Source organism: Dyadobacter sp. BHUBP1 (genome assembly GCF_050587785.1).
Classification (GTDB): Bacteria; Bacteroidota; Bacteroidia; order Cytophagales; family Spirosomataceae; genus Dyadobacter.
Genome location: NZ_JBOBIH010000007.1, coordinates 317,249 through 340,031, shown reverse-complemented (window position 1 = coordinate 340,031; position 22,783 = coordinate 317,249). Strand labels below are relative to the sequence as shown.

The window sequence follows — 22,783 nt, the reverse complement described above, 5'->3', positions numbered from 1 at the left end:
ATCAAAAACATCATGCAAAAAATAGCTATCGCCATTCTGGGCGGAATGGTGGCCTTATTGGCTGTGTCCTGCCGGAAGCAAACCAGCCCGCAGGAAGAGTCCAGGGCATTCATACTGTCGGACTCGATGATGCGGCAGATCGTGCTCGATACCGTGAGAACGGAAACTGTGCGCAATGAGCTGACGCTGGTAGGGAAAGTCGTGCCGGACGAAAACCGGGTGATCCGGGTGTTTCCGCTGGTAGGAGGGAATGTGGAGGATGTGAAAGTGGAGCTCGGCGATCACGTGCGCAAAGGGCAGGAACTGGCCACGATCCGCTCGGGAGAAGTGGCCGACCTGGAACGGCAAATGATCGAAGCACAGTCCGATTTACTGGTCGCGAAGAAAAACCTGTTATCGACCGAAGACCTTTTCGAAAGCAAACTCGTACCTGAGCGCGAGGTGATTACAGCCCGGCAGATGGTCGACAAATCGCAGGCGGAGCTGGATCGGGTGAAGGCCGTATTTGCGATATATGGTATTTCAAAATCAGCTAGTTATGTAGTGCGCTCGCCGATCGACGGGTTTATCGTAGACAAAAATGTGAACCGCGGCACGCAACTCCGCTCCGACAATTCGGAAAGCCTCTTTACCGTAGGCCAGATTTCTGACGTGTGGGTGATGGCCAATGTCAACGAGAGCGATATTCCCAAAATCCGGCTGGGTATGCCGGCCGACATCAAGACGATCAGTTTTCCCGATGAAGTTTTCAAAGGCAAAGTGGATAAAATTTACAATGTCCTTGATTCCGAAACGCGGGCAATGAAGATCCGCATTCAGCTTTCGAACGCCGGTTATCGGCTGAAACCCGAAATGCACGCCACCGTAGGCCTCAATTTCGAGGAAAATACCCGGATGCAGTCGATACCGTCCAGGGCGGTGATTTTTGACAGGAGCAAAAACTGGGTACTCGTTTTCACAAGCAAAAGCAAAATCGAGGCGCGGCCCGTGGAGGTTTTCCGTAACCTTTCCAAGCGCGCGTACATCAGCAGTGGCCTGGCAGATGGAGAGGTTGTTGTGTCTAAGAATCAGTTGCTTATCTATAATGCGTTAAATCAATGATTGAATGATTGAATGACCGAATGATTGAATGACCGAATGAATGAATAGTCAGGGATTGTCAAGAATAGTAAGGTGTTGCCAGATATGGCCCAATAGTGAGTCAGAAAACATTTACCTGAGAACATAACTTACCCATTTACCCATTCATTCAATCATTCCTCGTTCCACGGCGGCTCATTCAATCATTCAATCATTCAGTCATTCAAAATTGAATCATGAACAAATTCATTCGGGGAATCGTGGGCTTCTCGCTCCGGAACCGCTTTTTCATATTTTTCCTGACGGGGCTGCTCGTTGTGGCGGGCATAGCGAGCTATCGTGCGACCCCACTGGAAGCTTTTCCGGACATTACCAATACGCAGATCATCATCGTTTCGCAGTGGAACGGGCGCAGTGCCGAGGAGATCGAACGGTTTGTGACGCAGCCGATCGAGATCGCGATGAACTCGGTTCAGAAGAAAGCCAATGTGCGGAGCGTGACGATGTTCGGGTTGTCGGTGATCAAAATCATTTTTGACGACGGGGTCGAGGATTTCTTTGCCAGGCAGCAGGTGAATAACCAGCTCCGGACGGTGTCGTTACCTGACGGCGTCGATCCCGAAGTCCAGCCGCCATACGGGCCCACGGGTGAGATTTTCAGGTATACGCTCGAAAGTAAAGATCGCGACAGCCGCGAGCTGCTCACATTGCAGAACTGGGTGATCGACCGCCAGTTACGCAGCGTGCCGGGTGTGGCCGATGTGGTGGCATTTGGCGGGAGAGAGAAGATTTACGAGGTGCAGGTGAACCCTACTGCGTTGGCGAAATACAATATTACGCCGGCCGATGTGTATGAGGCCGTTACGAAGAGCAATATCAACGTGGGCGGGGATGTGATCGAAAAAAACGGTCAGGCGTACGTCGTGCGCGGGATCGGACTGCTGGAATCGACGCAGGATATCGAGAACATTATCGTTGAATATGTGAAGGATTACCCCGTGTTGGTGAAGCATGTGGCGGACGTGAAGGAATCGGATTTGCCGCGGGTGGGGCAGGTAGGACTGGACGGTAAGGACGATGTCGTAGAAGGCATTGTGGTACAGCGGAAAGGCGAGAACCCAAGCGAAGTGCTGGCGCGCATCAAGGAGAAAATCACGGAGCTGAACACCAAGATATTACCGCCGGATGTGAAGATGGTTACCTTCTACGATCGTGATAATCTGATCGAATTCTGCGCCGATACGGTAAAGCATAACCTGGTAGAGGGTATTGTATTTGTGACCGTCATCGTCTTCTTGTTCATGGCCGACTGGCGCACTACCGTCATTGTGTCGATCATCATCCCACTCGCATTGCTTTTTGCATTCACGTGTTTGTATTTGAAAGGCATGTCGGCCAACCTGCTATCGATGGGGGCGATCGATTTCGGGATTATCATCGACGGGGCTGTGGTCATGGTCGAGGGCGTCTTCGTCGCGCTCGATCACATGGCGCATAAGCAGGGTATGACCAGGTTCAACCGGTTGTCGAAATTGGGTTTGATCAAAAAGACGGGCGGTGAGCTGGGTAAGGCTATTTTCTTCTCTAAACTCATCATTATCACCGCATTGATCCCTATTTTCAGTTTTCAGAAAGTAGAGGGTAAAATGTTCAGTCCACTGGCTTACACGCTGGGTTTTGCCTTGCTGGGTGCATTGTTTTATACACTCACGCTGGTGCCTGTGCTCTGCTCGTTTTTGCTGAACAAGAATGTGCGGGAAAAGAATAACCCGGTTGTGAATTTCTTTGATAAGACGGTTTCGAAGGGCTTTGAATGGTGTTACGGACATAAAAAGGTCAGCATGATCGTGGCGACGACATTCCTGGGTGTATCGCTTTTCTCCGCCACCATGCTGGGGACCGAATTTTTGCCTCAATTGAATGAGGGTGCATTATGGGTGACGGCCGAGTTGCCGATGAGCATGTCGCTGCCCGAGAGTGTGAAAATGTCGCAAAAGATCCGTCGCGACCTGAAAACTTTCCCGGAAGTGAAGCAGGTACTGTCCCAGGTGGGCCGCTCCAACGACGGTACCGACCCCAACGGCTTCTATTTCTGTCAGTTTCAGGTGGATCTGGTGCCGCAGAAAGAATGGAAGCGGAAGATCAACGTCGAGCAGCTGACCGATGAAATGAACAAACTGCTGAGCAACTATCCCGGCGTTTTGTACAACTACTCACAGCCGATTGTCGACAACGTGGCCGAAGCGGTGGCAGGTTATAAGGCGAGCAACGGTATCAAGATATTCGGTTCCGATTTACAGGAGCTGGAAAAATACGCCAACGTTGCCATGGACGCCGTGCGGAATGTGGATGGTATCAAAGACCTCGGCCTGATCCGCAATATCGGTCAGCCGGAGATCAGCGTGATCCTGCATGACCACAAAATGGCGCAATACGGCGTAAGTACCGCCGACGCCCAGGCGGTGATCGAAATGGCGATCGGGGGTAAGACGGCCTCTATTTTGTATGAAGGCGAGCGTAAGTTCGATATCCGGCTGCGCTACAAAGAAGAGTACCGGGCCGATGAGCAAAGCATTCAGCAGCTGATGGTACCGACGCTCACCGGCAGCAAAATACCATTGAAGGAGATCGCCACGATCCGCAAAATCACCGGTCCGGCCTTCGTTTACAGGGATAACAACAAGCGATTTATCGGTGTTAAATTTTCTGTCCGCGGCAGAGACCTAGGCGGAACCATCGCCGAGGCTCAGCAGCGCGTAAAGGAAAAGCTGACCGATTTGCCGAAAGGATATTCCGTGGAATGGGTGGGAGAATTCGAAAACCAGGTGCGCGCCACCGACCGGCTGGCGCAAGTGGTGCCCGTGAGCCTGGTGGGGATTTTTATTTTGCTGTTTATCATGTTCAGCAATGCCAAAGACGCAGGCCTCGTGCTCGCCAACGTGCCTTTCGCATTGGTAGGCGGTATCCTCGCGCTGCACGTTACGCATATGAACTTCGGAATTTCAGCCGGGGTAGGGTTCATTGCATTGTTTGGGTTATGCGTGCAAAACGGGGTGATATTGGTTTCGGTATTCAACAAAAACCTGGCGGCCCGGATGCCGTTGGAAGAAGCGGTGCGGCAGGGCGTGAAATCGAGGATCAGGCCGGTCGTGATGACGGCCCTGATGGCGGCGATAGGGTTGCTGCCGGCAGCGATGTCGACTGGTATCGGCTCCGAAACACAGAAGCCCCTGGCCATCGTCGTAATCGGCGGGCTTATCACAGCGACCGTTCTGACGCTGCTCGTTTTCCCGATTATTTACACGTTTTTCAACCACAAAAAACAGGGCGGGACATCCCGGTATGCGGCTTCGTAATTGCGCGTTTTATTATGATTAATTGAAAATTTAACATGAGCTAGATCGTTCATTTTCAGAAATACATGGCCGGGCGGGAATAACTTTTGCGAGTTTGTTCCAACCAAACCTATGCGGTTTTGCATCACTTAGCGGATTTAAAAACCAAATAACAGCTCATGAAAAAGTTAGTTTTAATGCTCGGCCTGCCATTCCTGTTCCTTGCTTGCAACGACGATGACAGCGCCCCGGGACTGCCTTTAGAAATGGAGATTAACGACCAGTTCAATGGCGACAAGAAAGGATGGACAGCCGGTTTTGCCGATTATCCTGTAAAGATGGAAACGGACTGGAAACTCGAAGAGGGAATCGCCAACCTGCCTGCGCCGCTCGACACTCAGAAAAAGGGTTTCCGCATTTCGGGCAACAACCATAGCGACGACCTGTTTATGTATTTCAAAAAGAAAGTTACGGGACTAAAACCGAACCAGGAATACAATGCGGCTTTCACACTGGAATTTGCGTCTGACGCACCTTCGGAGGGCTGGACAGGTGTGGGCGGTGCCCCCAACGCCGTGAGCGTGGGCATCGGCGCAGTGCCTGTCGAGCCGAAAACGACGGTCGACAACCTGGATCATTACCGGATGAACATCGATAAAATCCAGCAGAAAAACGACGGTAAGGATATGAAAATCATCGGTGATATCGGGAACGGAACCGATAAGGTAGGCTACAAGCTGCTGACGAAAACTGGTGAATTCAAAGGTAAAACCGACGCCAGCGGTAATCTGTGGCTCATTTTCGGAACCGATTCCGGGTTCGAGGCAACCACTACTTTATATTACACTTCCGTGAAAGTTAAACTGACGGAAACGACCACGAAATAGGATTCTTTTTATTTAAAGTTCAGCAAGGAGGCAGGTGCGCAAGTAGTTGCCTCCTTTTGTTTTGGGCGGTAACTTAGAAGATTATTGTTGTGTATGGGTACCGATATGAAAAGTTTGATGCCAAGGAACATTCAGAGTTGGTAATGCCAAATTAGCCAGCTGAATATTAGCCATGTGGACTAAAATGGCAGGTTTGGCAATGCACTCAGGTCCGGGATTCGAAACTGGCGATCTATTTGAGCCAGGACTTCAATGCTGCGATAAATTGAGCTTGCTGGTCCACAAAGCAGGTGTGAGAGCAATTATCGAGGTAAACTAACCTTGACTTACCTGTAATGCGTGACAAACCGGCAATTTGTTCCTTTGAATAGAGTCCGTCCTGTTTTCCATAAATGGCGTATACCGGGACCTTCTGGTTTCTGAGTTTTTTCAAGACCGGCGTTACATCGATGTTTTTTCGCGTTTCATTCTGCCAGAGCGTTTCTACTGCACGGTCGTTTTTCACGTAGCGGGTGATCAATGTGTCGGTTGGATAGGTCGAATAGATTTGCCGGGCTTCCAAATCGGGTTTTGGAAGACTGAAAAAGCCATTTTTGGAGGCGTGCGCAAAAACAGCCGTTCGGTAGGAAAGCGAATTGCTGTCCATTTCCCTGATGGCATTGATCTGCGCAAGGTTCGTCGCGTCGTTTTGATCCCTGTAAATGCGTTCGACGGATTGGAGGATGGTGTTGTACGATGCTTGTTGGGAAACCAATGCACTCGCAAGGATAATAGACTTGAGTTTTTCAGGACGTTTTTCCGCATAAAGCGTAGCAACAAGTCCGCCGAAACTGAAACCGATTAGATGGGCGCGGTTAATGTGGTACTTTTGATAGATGGTGTTTAAATCATCAAAAAACTCTTCATAATTCATTCTTGCCATGTCGTCCCTCGACCTGCCTTCACCCCTTCGATCGTAAATAATTACATAAAACCCGGCATCGGCGAGTTTTTGGGCGGTCGTGGCTTCAAAGTAGACAGCGCTGCTACCGGGGCCGCCGTGCAAAAATATGATCGGCTCGTCATCTGCCTTTCCGAAAGCTTTGGAATACAGAGCTTGTCCTTTGGCTGGAAGACCTAGTAAAAACGTTAGGGTAACGGTAGCTAATTTTAGGAACGCGGGCATTTGTCTCAAAAACTGTAAAGATATACGTTACGCCCGACAGGCCTCCTGCTTTCCATACTTCTTTACCCATTCTACAATCCTTCCCTGCATGTGCCTGGCCATTTCGGGCGGGTACCTTCACCGACGTGGCCGCCATTGGGGAGGGTGATCAGGTCGGACGGAACTTTCAATTCCTGCAAATGCGCATACATCGTGCGCGCTTGCGCTACGGGTATGATCATATCCGTAGCGCCGTGTCTCCGCTCTTCTACCCTCCCACGGTCGCATTGATCGTACCGCTGCTCGCTGTGCCGCAAATCACGCATTATGTGATCGGCGGCTTCATCTGGAAAAAGGAGCAGCATTAGAGTTTCACGATTTTTTTCACGGATTGCCCGTTGGCACCCGAATAGAGGATTATATATTGACCGGGAGGCAGGCTTTTTACGTCCAGCCGCTTGCTCTTTCCGACGGTGACTTTAAGCTGCTCAAAGCCCCTCGGATCCAGGATGCGGATCAGTCCACCTTCTTTCAGATCGATATTGAGTTCGCTGATAACCGGGTTCGGATACACATTCAAATGTATATTGTCGGGCAAGTTACCCACGCGGTCGGGAATTTCGGGGCGGCTCGCCACCAATTCGTTGTTATCGTCGGGAGTCAGGTTTATTTCGTCCATTTTCCATACCTGCAAACCTTTCGAGTAGGTGAAAGCCGTTGCGTACACACTCCCTTTGAAATGGAAGACTTCGTGAAATGTGGCGCCCTCGGGTCCCTTAATGATTTCGGGAAAATGGTATAGCGAGTCGCGATCGATCCTGACAAGCTCAAAACCCCTGGCTTTGGTGCTGAACGGCGTGTAATTTACATAGCCTAACGAGGGGAAATCATACCAGCCGGGCAGTTCATACATTTTGAGCGGCGCAGTGCCTTCCAGCGTATACACTGCGGGAGTCGTGTTATTGAATGGGTTGTAGGCCACAATAAGGTCCCCAGGTATCGTTTTGATCACTTGAAGGCCGGCTGGGAAATCCAAACGCTTTTGTTTAGCTAAATCCCAGATAATCTGATGCCGGTTATTCCCATTATCGTCGAATACCAGCTGATCGCCCGCTGCAATGCCGGTAAAATCGATTGTCTGATCCTTGAAAAGCTCGGTGATCTTCCCGCGTTTCAGTTCATAAATGTACCATGAGCTCCCCGCATTACTTTTGACTTTGATTAAAATTCCTTGTGGAACCACGGTAGAGAATTCGATGTCCTCCGTGAATTTCTGACTGACAACGCGGTCGTTGTGGACGATCACTGCCTGCCTTTTACTCCAAAGTCCTACCGCATTGGATGTGGAGGCATCAACAGGGTATATATCCGTGAATTCGCCAAGAAGCTCTCCAGTACTGGCCTTGTAAATTTTTACGTCCGGCCCACTCATCGTTCCGGCAATGAGGCAGTCGCCTCTACGGACCAGGTAGTTCATCGGCCCGGTGAAAAGGCGATTGACCTTGTCAGAGCCCATTTCGGTGTAGCAAACGTCACTCAGGTAACCGGCGCTATTGCGGAGCATGTAGTAAATCCGGGTGTCACATATCTGATGGTTCATTGCGTCGGCACCACCCTTGTTGAGTTCGATCAGTTTCAGATCGCCGTTGTCGAATTTGTAAACCGTGCTATAACTAATCCCGTTTTTGACCGACGAATGGATCATAAAAAGATCATTGGAAGTGGCGTGGAACTCCCGTTGCGCGTATTGCGAGTCATCGATTTCCCAAACCTTTTCCATGTCGGTGATCAGACTTACCTCCTTACCGGCCACATTGAGCTCAAAAACGGCCAGCCGGTTGTTGGTAATGACCTTGGTTACGGAAGACCAGCTGTCGGTCGGATAGTGGTACAACTCGCCGGTGCCGGCGGGGGTACCGTTTGTTTTAAATATCCTGATTCCCCGCTGGCTGACCGCAGCAAACACGATCTGGTTTCCAATCCTGATCGAGTCCCTGACCATGGTCCAGGGGATTACAGTACCGTCGTACGACAACAATTCGGAGGTCGTTTTGCCGTCGCTTAACCACAGTTTTCCCTTGCCTTGGTCATCGTTGGTCCAGAATAGCAGTTTATTGTTGAGGACGGTTCTGAAAGCAAGCCCATTTTCCCTGTAAACAGGCCGGCGCTTCATCAGCGGTAAGCGTAGCGAACTACCGGAAACATACACATTGTCCGAGAGTTCATATTCCGTATTTCCTACTTTTACTTTCTGAACCTGATAGGGGAGCTGCTCAATGGAAATGGTTTTGTTTTCAGCAATATTGTAAATGCATTTATTATTGCCGGAACGGATTTCAAATACATCGCGTGACTGCGAAGCAAGTTTTACATGGCGTGCCGTAACCTCGCCCGGAAGACGTGGCGACATGCGTTTGATATTCTTTTTAAAATCAAATACACCCAGGTATGCCGAGTGGACGTTTTCGTACCCAAAAAGCGTAGTGAAGGTAAGCTGATCCCCTTCTAAAATAAAATTGGTATGAAATGGGCCTTCGCTGGATCCCGTCGGCGTGTCGGCATATAACATGCTGGTTTTTATATCAGCTATCGTTTCCCAGTTCTGCCCCTCGATGACTTTGAATATTTTCAGTGTAATATCTTTACCCGAATAAATAGCGTCGTCAATCAAAAAAAGCGATCCGGCTTTATCTCTCAGCATCGTCGGCGCGGCACCTCGGTTCCATGGGTATATTTTGGCAGTTTCAGCCCGGTTCGATGCAGCTACTACCAGTTTCTTTTCAATATAGCCCGCGTCGACTGCTATGTATTCGTACCCGCTTTGCGCCTCTATAATGATATCGTTCAAGGGCGGGCCGGGCTCACTGGCCAGGGTGTGTAATCCGCTGTCTTGTACTTTTAATGTCCATTTTTCCGATGTCAAATCGTATGAGCCATAATAGAGATTCCCGGCCGCGTACTTGAAAGCTGTGGCCTCATCACGCAGAAAATCGGTTTTCCCATTCGTATCGAGCCAGGCAAAAACATACCGTTGGGTGTGTGCGTTTCGGAACGTAACGAGCAGTTTTCCCGACACAATATTCAAATTCAGGGTGCTGTCGGAATGCAGCAGCTTTTGTGTACCGGCGGGAGAGCCATCGGTTTTCCAGATCTCATACCCATTCACAACGAAATAAACAAAATCCCCATATTTGCTAAAATCGTAAGGATAAGTGCTTTGATACCCGGGTGTAATATCTTTCAACAGCTTGGTATTGGACTTTGCTCCTTCCGAAACCCAAAGTTCATTACCAGTAGCAGGGGCAAAAGACGAAAAAATCAACTTGTTGCCGATCTGTAATTGATAAACTGGGTTAAATGCTTGCTTGTCTTCGGTATTGTTGAAATTGGTAATCTGCCTTTGTGCGATACAGCAGCCAGCACTTAATAGCAGGAAATGCAGAAAGTAGAAGTATTTTTTCATAGCTGATCGTCGATGGATTTAATATTCAGGTAAACAATTCCTTTAAAAGATGTTTTCGCTGCTTACTGATAATGGCCTGGTAATTGCCCTCCATTAGCAAATATCCGCCTTCTTCCTTTCTGAAAGATACAATCCTGTTTTTATTAATCAAATAGGATTGGTGGGTCCGCACAAATCCATAAGGTTCAAGAATATTTTCATATTCAGAAATAGACTTGCTGACGGTTATATTTTTGTTTCCGGTTAAATAAAAAGTAGTGTAACTATTGTCCGATTTACAAAAGATAATGTCATCAATCAATACGTAATGAATTTCATTGGCCTCGGCTAATGCGATCTTTTTTTGTCGTTGGGAAGGTAGGTTTTCAAATGACTGGATCAGCATCGAAATCTGTGCGCTTTGGTCACGTTCTTTCTTTTTGTCGGTCGCTTTTCTGACGGCATCCGCGAGTTCCAGGTGGTCAAGCGGTTTGAGCAGGTAATCGGTAGCCGAAAATTTAATGGCCTGGATGCCGTACAAGTCGTAGGCTGTTGTGAAAATAATGCTGCCCTGGAAATGGTTAAGCCGTTTTAGCAGGTCGAAACCCGTCTCATTTTGCAAACGGATATCCAGGAAAAGAATATCCGTTTGGTCTCTGGCAAGAAAATCGTACGCGTCGCTTACGTTGTGCGCGTAGCCCGCGAGCTCCACCTGCGGACAATGCATTTCCAGCGCGAGGCGCAGGTTATGCACGGCCTGGATTTCGTCGTCGAGGATAAAACAGCGGATGGGGTTCATGAGAGCCATTTTAGAAGTCTGATTTCCGTGGTGGTCCCGGCACCCGGGCTCGATTGGGTTTGAAGGATAATGCGCATGGCCGGTAACTTTTCGTTAATCAGCGCGATGCGTTTGCCGGTTAAGGAAAGGCCATGCCCCTGCAATTTTACCGACGGGTCGTATCCGATGCCGTTGTCGGCAATGGTGACCAAAAGGTCGGCGGCGTCACAGCGGACGGTAATCGTCAGTGTGGGGTTGCGTACACTTTCAGCCAGTCCATGCCGGATGCTGTTTTCGATAATGGGCTGCAATAAAAGTGGCGGGAAATCGATCGAAGAGAGCTCATTCCCGCACTCGTTCCGGAAGGTGTACGTAAATGTTTTTCGTTTTTGTTCCAATGCGATATATTTTTCCTCGATACTGATCTCCTCGGCGAGGGAAACGAGCTCTTTCCGGCCGCTGTCCATGATCGTACGCATGAAGGTTGCAACCTCGGTAATATATTGATTGGCGGCCTCCGGGTTATTCTGCCGGATCAGCGATTGCACGGCGTTCAGCGAGTTAAAGAGGAAATGCGGGTTCAGCTGGCCGCTGAGCAATTGGAGCTGGTTCTCGATTTCGTTTTTCTTCCGATCGAGGCGTGCGAATTGCCTTTTGTGGCGTTGTTTTTGGATGAAAACAGCTAGTACTGCGAGGACGACTACGCTCAATATCAGTAACGCTACGTTGATCCAGCCCGGGCGCCCCGGCAATGGCTTTACGTCGATCGTCACCTGGTTAATGCTTTCCGGCTGGTGCCTGTATCGGAGGAACACGTTCAGGGTTTTGCCTGGCTCGGGTTTGTCGAGGTAAATGTAGGAGTATCCCTGGCTAAACTTGATATCGTCCTGGCCGCCCAGTCTTTGCCAGTTTTCCGGCTTTCCGATTGCATACTCGATCGCGCTGTTGCGGGGTCTTTTACCAAAAAAGTAGTATTGGTCATGATTTGAAAACCGTAGAAATGCCGAATGGCCACCGTCCATTTCGAAATGGTTGGCCTGGGGGCCTTGTTCAGTCCGTACTTTGTTGATTTCCGTGTTCAGAATATCCTGGAAGTTCTTTTCGGAGGGAAACTCTACGAAATTAAAATAATCAGGTACACTCCGCACGCGGGTAATGGAGAAATGGTGCACGCTTGCCAGCGTGTTCTTGTTCCGGAAAGCAACGCTGAGCGAATCGCCAAGCCGCAGCTCGAACCTTCCGGCGTGATAATGCTCGGCCGGCGTCGTTTCAACCTCGCTGATTTCATGGCGGAAATCGGTAGTTACATGGCCGATGTAAAAATCAGGATCGTTTTTGAGCGACATCACATCCGTCCAATCGGTTTTCAGTACGCCATTAACGGCCGTTCTGAATTGCAGATCTTTGAAATCGATATAAGGAATTTGCTCTCCTTTCTGCGTCAGCACTTTGCCGAACGGATAAAAGTCGAGCGAGAAGCGGCCCATGGAAACGAAGAATTTCGACGGGTCGACGGTCGATAGCTCCCTCGTTAATGAGGCATCGGTGTAGAGAAACTGGTTGTCGTAATTGGGGGTGAGAAATGAAATTTCATGCGCATTGGCGGTAATGTTGCCCGCCATGGTGACAATGCAGGAGTCGCATACAATACCATCATGGATTTCCTTGATGGCGAGCATGTTGTTCGCTACATATTGCCCGTGCGCGATGGTCACGGAAATGAGGAAGAGCAGAAGCGAGGTTAGGTTTTTCATGTTTGCGAAATGGTCTGGTTTGCCGCAAATACGCAGCCACACCCGACAGTAACCCGGCCAAAACTGAATATGGCGCATTTTGATTTGAATTCGGCACATTATCAGGCAAAACTGATTTCAAATGCCTAAATTTGTAACCATGAGGTTCGCACCAACACTCTGACACTCCTTCCCGTGCAGCCGTTGCACCGTCCCCGTTTTCGGGGAGCAGGATTTTATTATCCCGATTTTTCAATCCTTAATTATTGAAATTCCATGGAAGGAGTACTGAATACTCAGCAAATAAATCAATTCATAAACCAGGGCTTTATTCGCCTAGATCATGCATTTTCCGTCGAAATAGCCGCGCAGGCAAGGGATATTTTGTGGAATGACCTCGGTGTGGACCGGAACGATCCGTCGAGCTGGACGAGGCCGGTGATCTGGCTCGGGATGTACCCGCAGGAGCCATTCGTCACGTCGGCGAATACGCCGGTTTTGCACGCGGCCTTCGATCAATTGGTAGGCAAAGGCAAGTGGCTGCCTTGCGGCAGCATGGGCACATTTCCCGTAAGATTCCCCTCCGACGAAGATCCCGGCGACACGGGTTGGCATGTGGATGCCAGCTTCCCTGGCAACGATCCGGCCAACTTTCTGGATTGGCGTGTAAATATTCATTCAAAAGGGCGCGGACTGCTGATGCTTTTCCTATACTCGGACGTTAGCGAGCACGATGCGCCTACGCGTATACGTGCGGGCTCGCATGCCGATGTTGCGCGCATGCTCGCGCACGAGGGCGAGGCCGGACTTTCATTTATGGAACTCGCGGGCAAGCTCGATGCGATGCCGGAACGAGAGGTCGTATGGGCGACCGGTAAGGCAGGTACTGTTTATCTGTGCCATCCGTTCATCGTCCACGCCGCGCAGGCGCACCACGGTACAGAGCCGAAATTCATGGCCCAACCGCCGTTGCTGCTGCGGGAAGATTTGTCAGTGGATGGCAGTTCGCTGGTCGAGCGGGCTATTAGGGCAGCGCTTGTGCAAATCTCCTGATTTGCACGCATTATTCGGAGGCCTCTGGCCGGTCCGTATCGCAAGTCGCGGTACGGACCGGCCAGAGGCCTGCAAATATATTGTCACGAAGGTGGACCTTCGCGCCATTTCTACCACTCCGCGGCGCTCCCGTCGTCGTGCGACCAGAGCGGGTTTTTCCAGTTATGGCCGATCGCAGCCATTTTCCGGACCTGCTCTTCGTCTATTTCGATGCCCAGGCCGGGGCCGGATGGGATATTGACGAAGCCGTCGTTGTAATCAAATACCGTTCTGTCGCTGAGGTAATCCATCAGGTCGCTGCCCTGGTTATAGTGGATGCCCAGGCTTTGCTCCTGTATGAACGCATTGTGGGCGGTGGCGTCCACCTGCAAACACGCAGCTAGTGCAATAGGGCCCAGCGGGCAATGCGGTGCCGCGGCTACGTCGAAGGCTTCGGCCATCGAAAGTATCTTTTTGCATTCGGTGATGCCGCCTGCGTGGGAGAGGTCGGGCTGGATAATGTCTACATATCCATCCATGAGCAGGTTTTTAAAATCCCAGCGGCTGAACATCCGCTCGCCGGTTGCGATGGGAATGGAGGTATGTGCAGCGATTTCGCGCAATGCCTCATTGTTCTCGGACAATACCGGCTCCTCGATGAACATCGGCCGGAAGGGCTCTAATTCTTTGGCGAGTACCTTCGCCATGGGCTTGTGCAGCCGCCCGTGGAAATCTACGCCGATTTCGAGCCCGTAGCCGAGTGCCTCGCGGATGGATGCCACCCTTTTGATAGCCAGATCGATCTTCTCGAAAGAATCGATATACTGCATTTCATTGGTCGCATTCATTTTAATGGCCTTGAAACCGCGGTCGAAGCATTCTTTCGCCGCTCCGGCGACTTCATCCGGCCTGTCGCCGCCTATCCAGGAATATACCTTGATCTTGTCGCGGCATTTGCCTCCAAGCAACTGGTAGACGGGTGCGTTGAAGAACTTGCCTTTGATATCCCACAACGCCTGGTCAATACCTGCAATAGCGCTCATCAGGATGGGGCCGCCGCGGTAAAAACCACCCCGGTACATCGTATTCCAGTGTCCTTCGATATCGAGCGGATCTTTGCCGATAAGTGCTTCCATCAATTCGTGCACGGCGGCAGCGACCGTCGCCGCTTTGCCCTCGATCACTGGCTCGCCCCATCCGATAACGCCTTCATCGGTTTCAATTTTCAAAAACAACCATCTGGGAGGTACCTGGAACAGCTCGTAACTTCTGATTTTCATTCTATTTTTCTTTTACATTGTATAACCCTGCTAATTGGCTATAAATGTAAGGGAGGCGTTTCTATATTTCGGCAATTTGAGCTGCTGTTTCATGTTTTTAAATGTCTCCATGGGCCCTTCGGCCGCGAATGCATTCACCGCCCAGGCCGGCAGATAGCCGCCCGGATCGGTATGCAGCATGTATTCGATACGCACCTTGCCTGCCAGTGGGGTAAGCAGCCACCGGCCCTTAGAATCACTCACTCTTACCACATTTTTCTTTCTGAGGACCATTCCGGCTACCACAGGGCCATCGATCGTAACGGCCTTGGTAACAGGATCCTGCCGCACCATGAGGTGTGCCACAAAATCACGGTTATCCAGCGGCCATGGCAGGCTTATTTCGGAATGGTAATACAAATCGGTGGGGGAGATCCGCTTGACGAGTGTGCACGACTTGGTTTTATAGACCCATTGCGTCCCGGCCTCCACGTCCAGCAGCAGCGACACCATCTGCGCAAGCGACGCGTCCACCACGCAATCGACCTTAATGGCCTTGATCTTCGATTCAGGGACGGCGGAAGAATAAATACGGATTTGCTCCTCTTCAGCGATTTTCTTCCATTTGACCTGGGCGGACGCGAAAGAGGGAATTCCGATGATAACGAGTAATAGGATAAATTTCTGCATTTGTTGAATGAAGTATGGATCGGCTGTCCGCATTTGTTTTCAGCATGACAACCCAATCTCAACAACCCCTACCACAACCATTAAATTCCTGTTAACACATTAAATAAAGGCACACGCGGACTAATCGTGAGCACCTGCTAACGCGAGGGAAATAAAGTCGGCTATTCCATGACAATCAATTTCTGCGGAAATTTTATGCCCTTCATCTCTATTTGGTATTTTCCGGGTTTGAGTTCCCGGTCAATGGGGGAATATAACGTGATAGCGATCCGATTCGGCTCCCCGCCACGGCAGCCAGTGAGGCAGGCACCATCGGCGTACACCCTGGCCCCGCTTTTACCATCCTCGCCCTTGAAAGAAATTTGATCGATACGGTGATTATTGTAGAGGTTTTGGACCGGTAAACTCATTTTTAAGACGCCGGTTTTCAATGAGAAGGTCGTTTCTTCATAAACGTCCTGCGGCGCGAGCGGACCCGTGGCAACAATGTTTAACCGGTAGGTAGCGGTTTTTGTTTTGTTACCGATTCGGAAGAAAACATCCTGGGTCGGCTTAATACAAGAGCAAAATGCCGAAATGTCGATCGTTCCGTCCGGAAGCAGGCCAACAGGCTCCGCGCCTTTCGTGAGTTTCAAAACGGGCTTCAAACCGCCTTCAAGTACCGCCGGCATTCGAACGGTGATCACCGAGTTGGCGGCGTCGAAGGTTACGTTTTCATCGGGCAAGCCTTCGAATGAAATGCGTTGAATAGCCGGCATGTCACTTACGGGGCCAGACGAATCTTTACAACCGGACAGCAAGCTGCCGGTAATAAGTGTAGTCAACAGGATGTATTTCATGGCGTTAGCTGGTTGTTTCTTGTGAATATACAAAAAAAGCTAACAATGGTTACATCAGGTCAAATCCCATTCTTTTCTCGGTTTGCGGGATAGCAACCGGTTCGCCTCCTTGTCGCCGGAGAACTTTTCTTTCTTTGCATTCCAGGTCAGTTCGCGTTTCAGGCGATAGGAAATCAGCCCTAAATGCATCGGGATCGTCATCTCGCGTGCGTAGGCGAGGTTGGACTCGGGCTGCTTGCGGGATTTTACACAATCAATGAAGTTCTGCTGGTGCCCGGGCGAGCGAGGGTTGGTAATCGGGACGGACGCGATGTCGGTCATTTTCTCGCCGTTGATCGTCAGTTCCCGCGTGTTGTAATCGCAGATGAGCGTCCCTTTATCGCCTTCGAAGAATGCGCCGATGCCGCGGTCGGCAGCGCCGCGGACATCTGGTGGGTTGGACGACCAATATACTTTCAAACCGTCGAATTCATAATCTACATCCAGCGTTTTCGGCGCGTCGGCGATGCCTGCGTATGCGGTACCCCGTGCGTTGATTTTCCTTAAACCCGTGGGATGGATCGCCGAATACATCACATCGGCGATATGGCACCAGAAATCTGCAAACTCGCCGCCAGAGTAATCGAGGAAATAGCGGTAGGTGAAGTGGCATTTCTCGGGGATGTATTCGGTAAATGGCGCCGGGCCGAGCCACATATCCCAGTTCAAAGTTTTAGGGACCGGCTGTACAGTCGGCGAGCCTAATTCTTTGGTGCTCGGTTTTTTCCAGAGCCGCACCGTATGCACCTTGCCGATCGACCCCGACTGGATCAGCTCCACAACCCGGTGGAAATTGTCACCCGCATGGATCTGATTGCCCATCTGGAACACGCGATTGTGCTTTTCGAGCTGTTTGAGCATCATTTTACCTTCTTTCAGACAATAGGAAAGCGGTTTTTCACCATACACATCCTTCCCGGCCTGAAACGCCAGCGCCGCGATCTGCGCATGCCAGTGGTCGGGTGTAGCTACGGTAATGGCGTCGATATCCTTTCTTTCGAGAATGCGGCGAAAATCGCCGTAAGTATCGACCTTGATGCCCGGTTTCATCGTTTCCAACCGTTGTTTCGTCTCGCCCAAATGCAGCTCATCCACATCGCAAAGCGCGACGATTTCTGCGTCGGGCAGGTTGGCAAACCATTTCATGTGGTTATTCCCCATCCCTCCCAGACCGATATGTGCTATACGCACGCGGTCACTTGGCGCGGCACGCGTGATCAGATTGGGTAAAACCGTGAGGCCGAACGTCGTAAGTCCGGCTATTTTAAGGAAGTCGCGGCGGTTGGTGGATTGCGTCATGATGGCTGGTTTAGGAAGTTGGTGGTAATAAAAGGTGCGGGTAGGGGAATGTTACTGATTTTTTGTGGGCGGGAGAATGGAGGAAAGGGCGGCCCGCGTAGGGAGGAAGGAGGAAAGGGGGTAAGGAGGGACACCCAAGTCCCGTTAGGGACGTAATATTGGTAGAAGGTAAATTCGCAGCCATATTCGGGAGTGCCGTAGGTACGCAACAACAAGGGAATGTGCGAATTTCAGGCGCTTGATAATTCGTTGGTTGCCGTTCGTGCATCGCCAGGTTTGATTTCTTGGAATAGTTAAGGCATGTTTCAAATTTGCGAATTCCAAAAAGCATAGTATTTAAAGAAATTCAGAAACTGCCTTGTTATGGTGAGGGTCAGCGAAAGCCCCCTGAACGTCACTATGAACGTTTGGACACCTAAGACAAGGCATTACACTTCCATCAATCATATTATGAATGCTTCAATCAAAAGCGTCGAGTCAGACGATTCCATTTGCCTCGCCTATGGCCGGGGCGTCAAAGAACTATTAAGCCAAAGCACCGCGTCCGAATGGATCGAGGACCTTTGGATCATTTACAGCGACCACATGGCATTTCAAAAGGAGGCGGGGTGCAATCCGCGTATCGGGGAGATTTTTCTGTCGTTTCGGGAGCTGGTGTTTTTCTTTCAGAAGTTGGAGGTAGACAAAGAAAGATAACATTTGGACAATAGCTGAGAATGGCGCTGTTGACTGGACAGCACCATCTCATATTAATATTTGAATTTTCATAGTATTCATATGAATTCCGAAAATTACCCGATCTGCAAAACTTCTAGCTACGAATACCAATTTTTTAGCGATGGGCGACGAGGTGTTTTCGAAATGAGAATTGTTTTCGAACAAGTTGGCGACGATGTGTATAATTTGGCTTTTGGGATTTGGGACCCACTATCCGGAAGCATCAACGATAGCGAACTGCTCCGGAACGGAGATATGGATAAGATATTGGCAACAGTGGGATTCGCAGCGATTGAATTTGTAGGAACAAGAGAGAAGGCTAGTATAATCGCAACTGGAAGGACGCTGCCTGGTGAGAATCCTACTCGTAACCGCAAATATCGCATGAGTATCGGTAACCATCTCGACTGGCTCGCAAGAGAATACTATATTTTAGGGTTCATAGCCACGCGTGACGATGATCGGCAGATAATCGGGCAGTGGCCTCATGGATGGTCTGGCACCTGGGAGGTTTTCAATAGACAGACCAATTTCGACGCATTTTTGTTAAGAAAGAAGTAAATCATTAACTTTCAAATACCAAATACATATGATCCCGATGAAAAGAGCAATAGAGAATACCCAAAATGCGAAATCGGGCAATCAAGTGCCCAATACGCTGACAACTAGTGGAGAAAAGACACTTTCCAAAAAAGCGGCTGAAATGAAAATTTTTCTCGCCAACAATCCTATACCCAAAGAATTTCTGCAATAACTTCCCTGCCCGAAAAAACTACATCGAAAACGAAATCCCGGCCGCACCGGCCTGGTCGTATTTCTCTTTCACAAACCGGTACAAATACGGGGACTTATTCGCTGCTCCGACCCGTTTTTCGTCCAGGCGTTCGAGGATGTCGTAGCTCATGAGCAATTTCTGGAAATTCCGCCGGTCGAATTGTCTGTCGAGGATGGTTTCGTATAGGCGCTGGAGTTCCGGCATGGTGAACTTTTCGGGGAGGAGGTTATAGCCGATCGGGTGGTTGCGGGCGTGTTGGCGGAGGGCTTTCAGGGCACGTTCGATCATTTCGTTGTGGTCGAAAAGCAGGTTAGGGACCTCGGCGAGCGACCACCAGCGGCATTCATCGGTGAACCAGTCGGGCGTGGGCTGCACCTGGGCGAATTCTACGAGGGCATAATAGCCGATCGAAACGACCCGCCGGAAGATAATGCCGTCAAAAAAGCCCTTTCCGAATGTCGCTTCCAATTTTTCAAGCAGTTCTTTTTCGGGGTGGTAAGTGTATCGGTTCACATTTCCGAATGTATGGAACTGTTGCAGGTACACATCATTCAAGCCTGTACGCTGGGTGAGAATGCGGTTCGCGGCGTCGTCGGCCGACTCGTCGAGCAGGATATGTCCGCCCGGCAAGCTCCATTCGTCGGTGCCCTTCCAGCGCAGCAGCAGCACTTTCAGCTCGCCTTCATGAAACCCGAACACGGTGCAGTCGAGCGAAACCTCCTTCAATGCCTTGTCAAAAAACTCCTTCAAATTGTGCTCCATCGGTAATAAGCTGGCAATGAGAAAAATTTTCAATGCGTAAATTTTACACAAAGAAAATTTTCTTTATCATTGTATCCATATTTTGGATTGATAAAATTCAATTTTTTATGAAAATAGTCACCGATTGTCAGCCTGAGCGGAGTCGAAGGCGTCTTGCATAGACGCCTTCGACTCCGCTCCTGACATAGGTTGACCCTTTTAACATAACAAACCTAACTAACAACAATTGCTTCATGAACAAAACCTCTACACTTTTCTCCCTGCTCTTATGCGCTACGCTCGCCCAAGCGCAGGTGCCGGAGGAAAACCGGTTCCGGAAGGTCGTCCTGACAGAGAACCTCAACGAGCCACTGGAACTGACAGTACTTCCCGATGAGCGCGTGCTATTTATCGAGCGGCACGGTACGGTGAAGTTGTACAACCCCGTGTCTAAAAAGACGACGGTGATCGCCACTATACCCGTCAGCACGAAGTATAGTGATGATTCCGAGGCCGAAGACGGCCTGTTGGGCGTGAACATCGACCCGAACTTTAACAAAAATCATTGGATTTACTTTTACTATTCGCCGGCCGGCAGCACGCCAGAGAACATTCTCGCGCGGTATGAGCTGAAAGGTAATGCGCTCGATCTTGCTTCTAAAAAGGTGATCCTGAGGATTCCCGTGCAGCGTGATAACTGCTGCCACACCGGCGGCTCGATCGACTGGGATGCTCAGGGCAACCTCTATCTCTCGACCGGCGACAACACCAGCCCTCGCGCGTCGGACGGGTATGCGCCTATCGACGAGCGGCCGGGCCGGAGCCCGTTCGACGCACAGAAATCGTCGTCGAATACGGCCGATTTGCGTGGAAAGATCATCCGCATTCACCCGGAGGCCGACGGAACCTACACGATCCCGGAGGGTAACCTCTTTCCGAAGAATGCCTCTGGCGCTTATGATCCCAAAACCAGGCCGGAGATTTACACGATGGGACACCGGAACCCGTACCGCATTTCGGTGGATCGGAAGAACGGCTATCTCTATTGGGGGGATGTCGGGCCGGACGCGGGCAAGGATTCGACCGGCCTGGGGCCTGCGGCGGAGGACGAGTTCGGGCAGGCGCGCAAGGCAGGAAACTACGGCTGGCCGTATTTCGTGGGCGATAACAAGGCTTATTGGGATTTCAATTTCGAAACGAAGCAGTCGGGTGAGCGATTCAACCCCGAAAAGCCGGTCAACAACTCCCCGAACAATACCGGATTGAAGGAGTTACCGCCCGCACAGAAGGCGCTGATCTGGTACACCGCCGCAGAGACGAAACGCTTTCCGTTACTTGGTTCGGGCGGGCGCAGTGCGATGGCCGGGCCGGTTTATTATGCCGATCAGTTCAAAAGTGCAAAGCGTGCATTTCCAGCCTATTACGATAAGAAATTGTTCATCTATGAGTGGATGCGCGACTGGGTTATGGCCGTAACGCTCAGTCCCAAGGGTGATTATGTAAAAATGGAGCGCTTCCTGCCCAACCTGAAACTGGAACATCCGATCGACATGGCGTTCGGACCGAATGGCGACTTGTATATCCTCGAATACGGACAGGGCTGGTTTATGGGTAATCCGGAGTCGAAACTGGTGCGGATCGAGTACAATGCCGGTAACCGCAAGCCGTCGGTGGTGGCGTCGGTCGATAAAAGAGCGGGCGCGGTGCCATTCCAGGCGCAGTTTTCATCGACAGGTACCGAGGATTTTGATAAAGATACTTTGCATTACCAATGGAAGATCACACCGGCAAGCGGCGGGGCACCGGTTGTTTTGAACGAGCCAAATCCCGCCTACACTTTTAAAAAGAAGGGTATTTACAAGGTTTTGCTCACAGTAACGGATTCTAAAGGGCTGAAAGATTCGCAGAGCCTGACCGTCCAGGCAGGGAATGAGCCTCCCCAGGTTTCGCTGGAACTGACAGGGGGAAACAAGACATTTTTCTTTCCTGATAAACCTATTCATTACAAAGTGAATGTGTCGGATCGCGAGGATGGAAGTTTGGAGAAAAACACCATTGCTGCATCGAAAGTGAGGATTACTGCCGCTTACCAGGATGCAGAGGATAAGCAGGCGCCCGATCCGGGCGGCCATCAGGAGGCTCCGGTCACTTTTACGGCCGGGAAAACCCTGATCGAAAAAAGCGACTGCAAGGCCTGCCATTTCACGGACAAAAAGTCCATAGGTCCGGCATTTAAGGATGTTGCGGCCAAATACCGCGCCGACGTCAATGCGGTGGCCTCGCTTTCGGATAAGATCATCAAGGGAGGTGCGGGTGTTTGGGGCGAAACGGCCATGTCGGCACACCCGTCCATCGGCTTGCCGGAAGCCGGGCAGATGGTGAAGTATATTCTAAGCCTGGCCGATGAAAAACAGGCTGTGCAAACGCTTCAACCGGTAGGGGAGGTGATCGCCCAAATCCCCGACGGCGGCGATGCCGGCAAGGGTATTTACAAGTTCATAGCCAGCTACACCGACAAAGGGGCAAATGGAATGCCTGCCCAGACTACGGAGAAAACCCTCGTTTTGAAGAACCCGAAGCTGCTTTTCGGCAATGCAGATGACGCGTCGAAGAATATCATGCGCTTCAAAATGGGCGAGAATAACCTGCTGATCGTCACGCAGCCCAATACCCACGCCATTTTCAAAGGGGTTGATCTGACCGACATTACCGCGCTCGATATGGTGGTGGCCGCGCCGAAGGACCAGCTGAACGCGCAAGGTGGCATTGTAGAGGTACACGATGGCTCGCCCGATGGTGCATTGCTGGGGAAAACCGAGTGGATACCACCCACTGATGATGCCAGTGCATTTACTTCCAAAACCCCGCCCAAGCCATTCCACGTACCTATTTCTCCTCAAAGGGGTGCCCGGGATTTGTATTTTGTTTTTAAGAACGACAATGCAAAGGGGGCTTTGTTTGTCCCGTTCTCGGTCACATTTGTTTCAAAATGA

Annotated in this window: 18 protein-coding genes; 8 read left to right on the top strand and 10 right to left on the bottom strand. The window is 50.5% G+C overall.

The genetic code is table 11. The annotated features are described in order from the left end of the window. The first annotated feature begins 12 nt into the window (after positions 1-12). The 3 genes from ACQ4MZ_RS25060 (at position 13) to ACQ4MZ_RS25050 (ending at position 5,302) form a co-directional block, all read left to right on the top strand. Positions 13-1,101 carry an efflux RND transporter periplasmic adaptor subunit gene (locus ACQ4MZ_RS25060; RefSeq protein ID WP_430849725.1) on the top strand — a complete coding sequence of 363 codons (1,089 nt, stop codon included), beginning with the start codon at positions 13-15 and terminating at the stop codon, positions 1,099-1,101. 215 nt (positions 1,102-1,316) lie between these two features. Continuing rightward, entirely contained in the window at positions 1,317-4,436 is a 3,120-nt protein-coding gene (locus tag ACQ4MZ_RS25055) for an efflux RND transporter permease subunit (RefSeq protein WP_430849724.1), read from the top strand. 158 nt (positions 4,437-4,594) lie between these two features. Continuing rightward, positions 4,595-5,302, top strand: a complete 708-nt coding sequence (locus ACQ4MZ_RS25050) for a hypothetical protein (RefSeq protein ID WP_430849723.1) — start codon at positions 4,595-4,597, stop codon at positions 5,300-5,302. A gap of 232 nt (positions 5,303-5,534) precedes the next feature. On the opposite strand, the gene ACQ4MZ_RS25045 is transcribed toward ACQ4MZ_RS25050, so the two are convergent. The 5 genes from ACQ4MZ_RS25045 to ACQ4MZ_RS25025 form a co-directional block, all read right to left on the bottom strand. Further along, on the bottom strand, positions 5,535-6,467 hold the full coding sequence (locus tag ACQ4MZ_RS25045) for an alpha/beta fold hydrolase (RefSeq protein ID WP_430849722.1): 933 nt from the start codon (positions 6,465-6,467) through the stop codon (positions 5,535-5,537). 71 nt (positions 6,468-6,538) lie between these two features. Next, the gene (locus ACQ4MZ_RS25040; RefSeq protein WP_430849721.1) at positions 6,539-6,811 is read right to left on the bottom strand and encodes an alpha/beta hydrolase family protein; all 273 of its coding nucleotides are present in this window, start codon (positions 6,809-6,811) and stop codon (positions 6,539-6,541) included. Continuing rightward, positions 6,811-9,909, bottom strand: a complete 3,099-nt coding sequence (locus ACQ4MZ_RS25035) for a T9SS type A sorting domain-containing protein (protein ID WP_430849720.1) — start codon at positions 9,907-9,909, stop codon at positions 6,811-6,813. The genes ACQ4MZ_RS25040 and ACQ4MZ_RS25035 overlap by 1 nt, the downstream gene beginning before the upstream one ends. A gap of 25 nt (positions 9,910-9,934) precedes the next feature. After that, complete coding sequence (locus tag ACQ4MZ_RS25030; protein WP_430849718.1) at positions 9,935-10,687, bottom strand: LytR/AlgR family response regulator transcription factor; 753 nt, start codon at positions 10,685-10,687, stop codon at positions 9,935-9,937. Continuing rightward, a complete protein-coding gene (locus tag ACQ4MZ_RS25025; RefSeq protein WP_430849716.1) occupies positions 10,684-12,420 on the bottom strand; it encodes a sensor histidine kinase in 1,737 nt (578 codons plus the stop codon). Before ACQ4MZ_RS25025 ends, ACQ4MZ_RS25030 begins: the two co-directional genes overlap by 4 nt. A 255-nt stretch (positions 12,421-12,675) precedes the next feature. Between ACQ4MZ_RS25025 and ACQ4MZ_RS25020 the strand changes: the two genes are divergently transcribed. Continuing rightward, entirely contained in the window at positions 12,676-13,452 is a 777-nt protein-coding gene (locus ACQ4MZ_RS25020) for a phytanoyl-CoA dioxygenase family protein (RefSeq protein ID WP_430849714.1), read from the top strand. Between the two features lie 110 nt (positions 13,453-13,562). Here the strand turns inward: ACQ4MZ_RS25020 and dgoD are convergent, their stop codons facing one another. The 4 genes from dgoD to ACQ4MZ_RS25000 all read right to left on the bottom strand — a co-directional run bounded on the left by dgoD (position 13,563) and on the right by ACQ4MZ_RS25000 (position 17,557). After that, a complete protein-coding gene (gene dgoD, locus ACQ4MZ_RS25015; RefSeq protein WP_430849712.1) occupies positions 13,563-14,711 on the bottom strand; it encodes a galactonate dehydratase in 1,149 nt (382 codons plus the stop codon). A gap of 30 nt (positions 14,712-14,741) precedes the next feature. Beyond that, a complete protein-coding gene (locus ACQ4MZ_RS25010) occupies positions 14,742-15,380 on the bottom strand; it encodes an START domain-containing protein (protein ID WP_430849710.1) in 639 nt (212 codons plus the stop codon). 161 nt (positions 15,381-15,541) lie between these two features. Further along, positions 15,542-16,219, bottom strand: a complete 678-nt coding sequence (locus ACQ4MZ_RS25005) for a hypothetical protein (RefSeq protein WP_430849708.1) — start codon at positions 16,217-16,219, stop codon at positions 15,542-15,544. Between the two features lie 54 nt (positions 16,220-16,273). Further along, complete coding sequence (locus tag ACQ4MZ_RS25000) at positions 16,274-17,557, bottom strand: Gfo/Idh/MocA family protein (RefSeq protein WP_430849706.1); 1,284 nt, start codon at positions 17,555-17,557, stop codon at positions 16,274-16,276. Positions 17,558-18,007: 450 nt separating this feature from the next. Between ACQ4MZ_RS25000 and ACQ4MZ_RS24995 the strand changes: the two genes are divergently transcribed. From ACQ4MZ_RS24995 to ACQ4MZ_RS24985, 3 genes are all read left to right on the top strand, one after another. Beyond that, a complete protein-coding gene (locus ACQ4MZ_RS24995; RefSeq protein WP_430849704.1) occupies positions 18,008-18,253 on the top strand; it encodes a hypothetical protein in 246 nt (81 codons plus the stop codon). An 81-nt stretch (positions 18,254-18,334) separates the two neighbouring features. Further along, positions 18,335-18,835: a DUF6934 family protein gene (locus ACQ4MZ_RS24990; protein ID WP_430849702.1), complete on the top strand. Its 501-nt coding sequence runs from the start codon at positions 18,335-18,337 to the stop codon at positions 18,833-18,835. A gap of 28 nt (positions 18,836-18,863) precedes the next feature. Further along, complete coding sequence (locus ACQ4MZ_RS24985; protein ID WP_430849700.1) at positions 18,864-19,028, top strand: hypothetical protein; 165 nt, start codon at positions 18,864-18,866, stop codon at positions 19,026-19,028. Positions 19,029-19,046: 18 nt separating this feature from the next. On the opposite strand, the gene ACQ4MZ_RS24980 is transcribed toward ACQ4MZ_RS24985, so the two are convergent. Continuing rightward, the gene (locus tag ACQ4MZ_RS24980; RefSeq protein ID WP_430849775.1) at positions 19,047-19,811 is read right to left on the bottom strand and encodes an NUDIX hydrolase; all 765 of its coding nucleotides are present in this window, start codon (positions 19,809-19,811) and stop codon (positions 19,047-19,049) included. Between the two features lie 233 nt (positions 19,812-20,044). On the opposite strand from ACQ4MZ_RS24980, the gene ACQ4MZ_RS24975 reads away from it, so the two are divergent. Beyond that, positions 20,045-22,783: a PQQ-dependent sugar dehydrogenase gene (locus tag ACQ4MZ_RS24975; RefSeq protein ID WP_430849698.1), complete on the top strand. Its 2,739-nt coding sequence runs from the start codon at positions 20,045-20,047 to the stop codon at positions 22,781-22,783.

What these genes read in the sequence shown, in the direction of transcription:
- ACQ4MZ_RS25060 (WP_430849725.1), top strand. Translation starts at nt 13, where the DNA reads ATGCAAAAAATAGCTATCGCCATTCTGGGCGGAATGGTGGCCTTATTG.
- ACQ4MZ_RS25055 (WP_430849724.1), top strand. Translation starts at nt 1,317, where the DNA reads ATGAACAAATTCATTCGGGGAATCGTGGGCTTCTCGCTCCGGAACCGC.
- ACQ4MZ_RS25050 (WP_430849723.1), top strand. Translation starts at nt 4,595, where the DNA reads ATGAAAAAGTTAGTTTTAATGCTCGGCCTGCCATTCCTGTTCCTTGCT.
- ACQ4MZ_RS25045 (WP_430849722.1), bottom strand. Translation starts at nt 6,467, where the DNA reads ATGCCCGCGTTCCTAAAATTAGCTACCGTTACCCTAACGTTTTTACTA.
- ACQ4MZ_RS25040 (WP_430849721.1), bottom strand. Translation starts at nt 6,811, where the DNA reads ATGCTGCTCCTTTTTCCAGATGAAGCCGCCGATCACATAATGCGTGAT.
- ACQ4MZ_RS25035 (WP_430849720.1), bottom strand. Translation starts at nt 9,909, where the DNA reads ATGAAAAAATACTTCTACTTTCTGCATTTCCTGCTATTAAGTGCTGGC.
- ACQ4MZ_RS25030 (WP_430849718.1), bottom strand. Translation starts at nt 10,687, where the DNA reads ATGAACCCCATCCGCTGTTTTATCCTCGACGACGAAATCCAGGCCGTG.
- ACQ4MZ_RS25025 (WP_430849716.1), bottom strand. Translation starts at nt 12,420, where the DNA reads ATGAAAAACCTAACCTCGCTTCTGCTCTTCCTCATTTCCGTGACCATC.
- ACQ4MZ_RS25020 (WP_430849714.1), top strand. Translation starts at nt 12,676, where the DNA reads ATGGAAGGAGTACTGAATACTCAGCAAATAAATCAATTCATAAACCAG.
- dgoD (WP_430849712.1), bottom strand. Translation starts at nt 14,711, where the DNA reads ATGAAAATCAGAAGTTACGAGCTGTTCCAGGTACCTCCCAGATGGTTG.
- ACQ4MZ_RS25010 (WP_430849710.1), bottom strand. Translation starts at nt 15,380, where the DNA reads ATGCAGAAATTTATCCTATTACTCGTTATCATCGGAATTCCCTCTTTC.
- ACQ4MZ_RS25005 (WP_430849708.1), bottom strand. Translation starts at nt 16,219, where the DNA reads ATGAAATACATCCTGTTGACTACACTTATTACCGGCAGCTTGCTGTCC.
- ACQ4MZ_RS25000 (WP_430849706.1), bottom strand. Translation starts at nt 17,557, where the DNA reads ATGACGCAATCCACCAACCGCCGCGACTTCCTTAAAATAGCCGGACTT.
- ACQ4MZ_RS24995 (WP_430849704.1), top strand. Translation starts at nt 18,008, where the DNA reads ATGAATGCTTCAATCAAAAGCGTCGAGTCAGACGATTCCATTTGCCTC.
- ACQ4MZ_RS24990 (WP_430849702.1), top strand. Translation starts at nt 18,335, where the DNA reads ATGAATTCCGAAAATTACCCGATCTGCAAAACTTCTAGCTACGAATAC.
- ACQ4MZ_RS24985 (WP_430849700.1), top strand. Translation starts at nt 18,864, where the DNA reads ATGATCCCGATGAAAAGAGCAATAGAGAATACCCAAAATGCGAAATCG.
- ACQ4MZ_RS24980 (WP_430849775.1), bottom strand. Translation starts at nt 19,811, where the DNA reads ATGGAGCACAATTTGAAGGAGTTTTTTGACAAGGCATTGAAGGAGGTT.
- ACQ4MZ_RS24975 (WP_430849698.1), top strand. Translation starts at nt 20,045, where the DNA reads ATGAACAAAACCTCTACACTTTTCTCCCTGCTCTTATGCGCTACGCTC.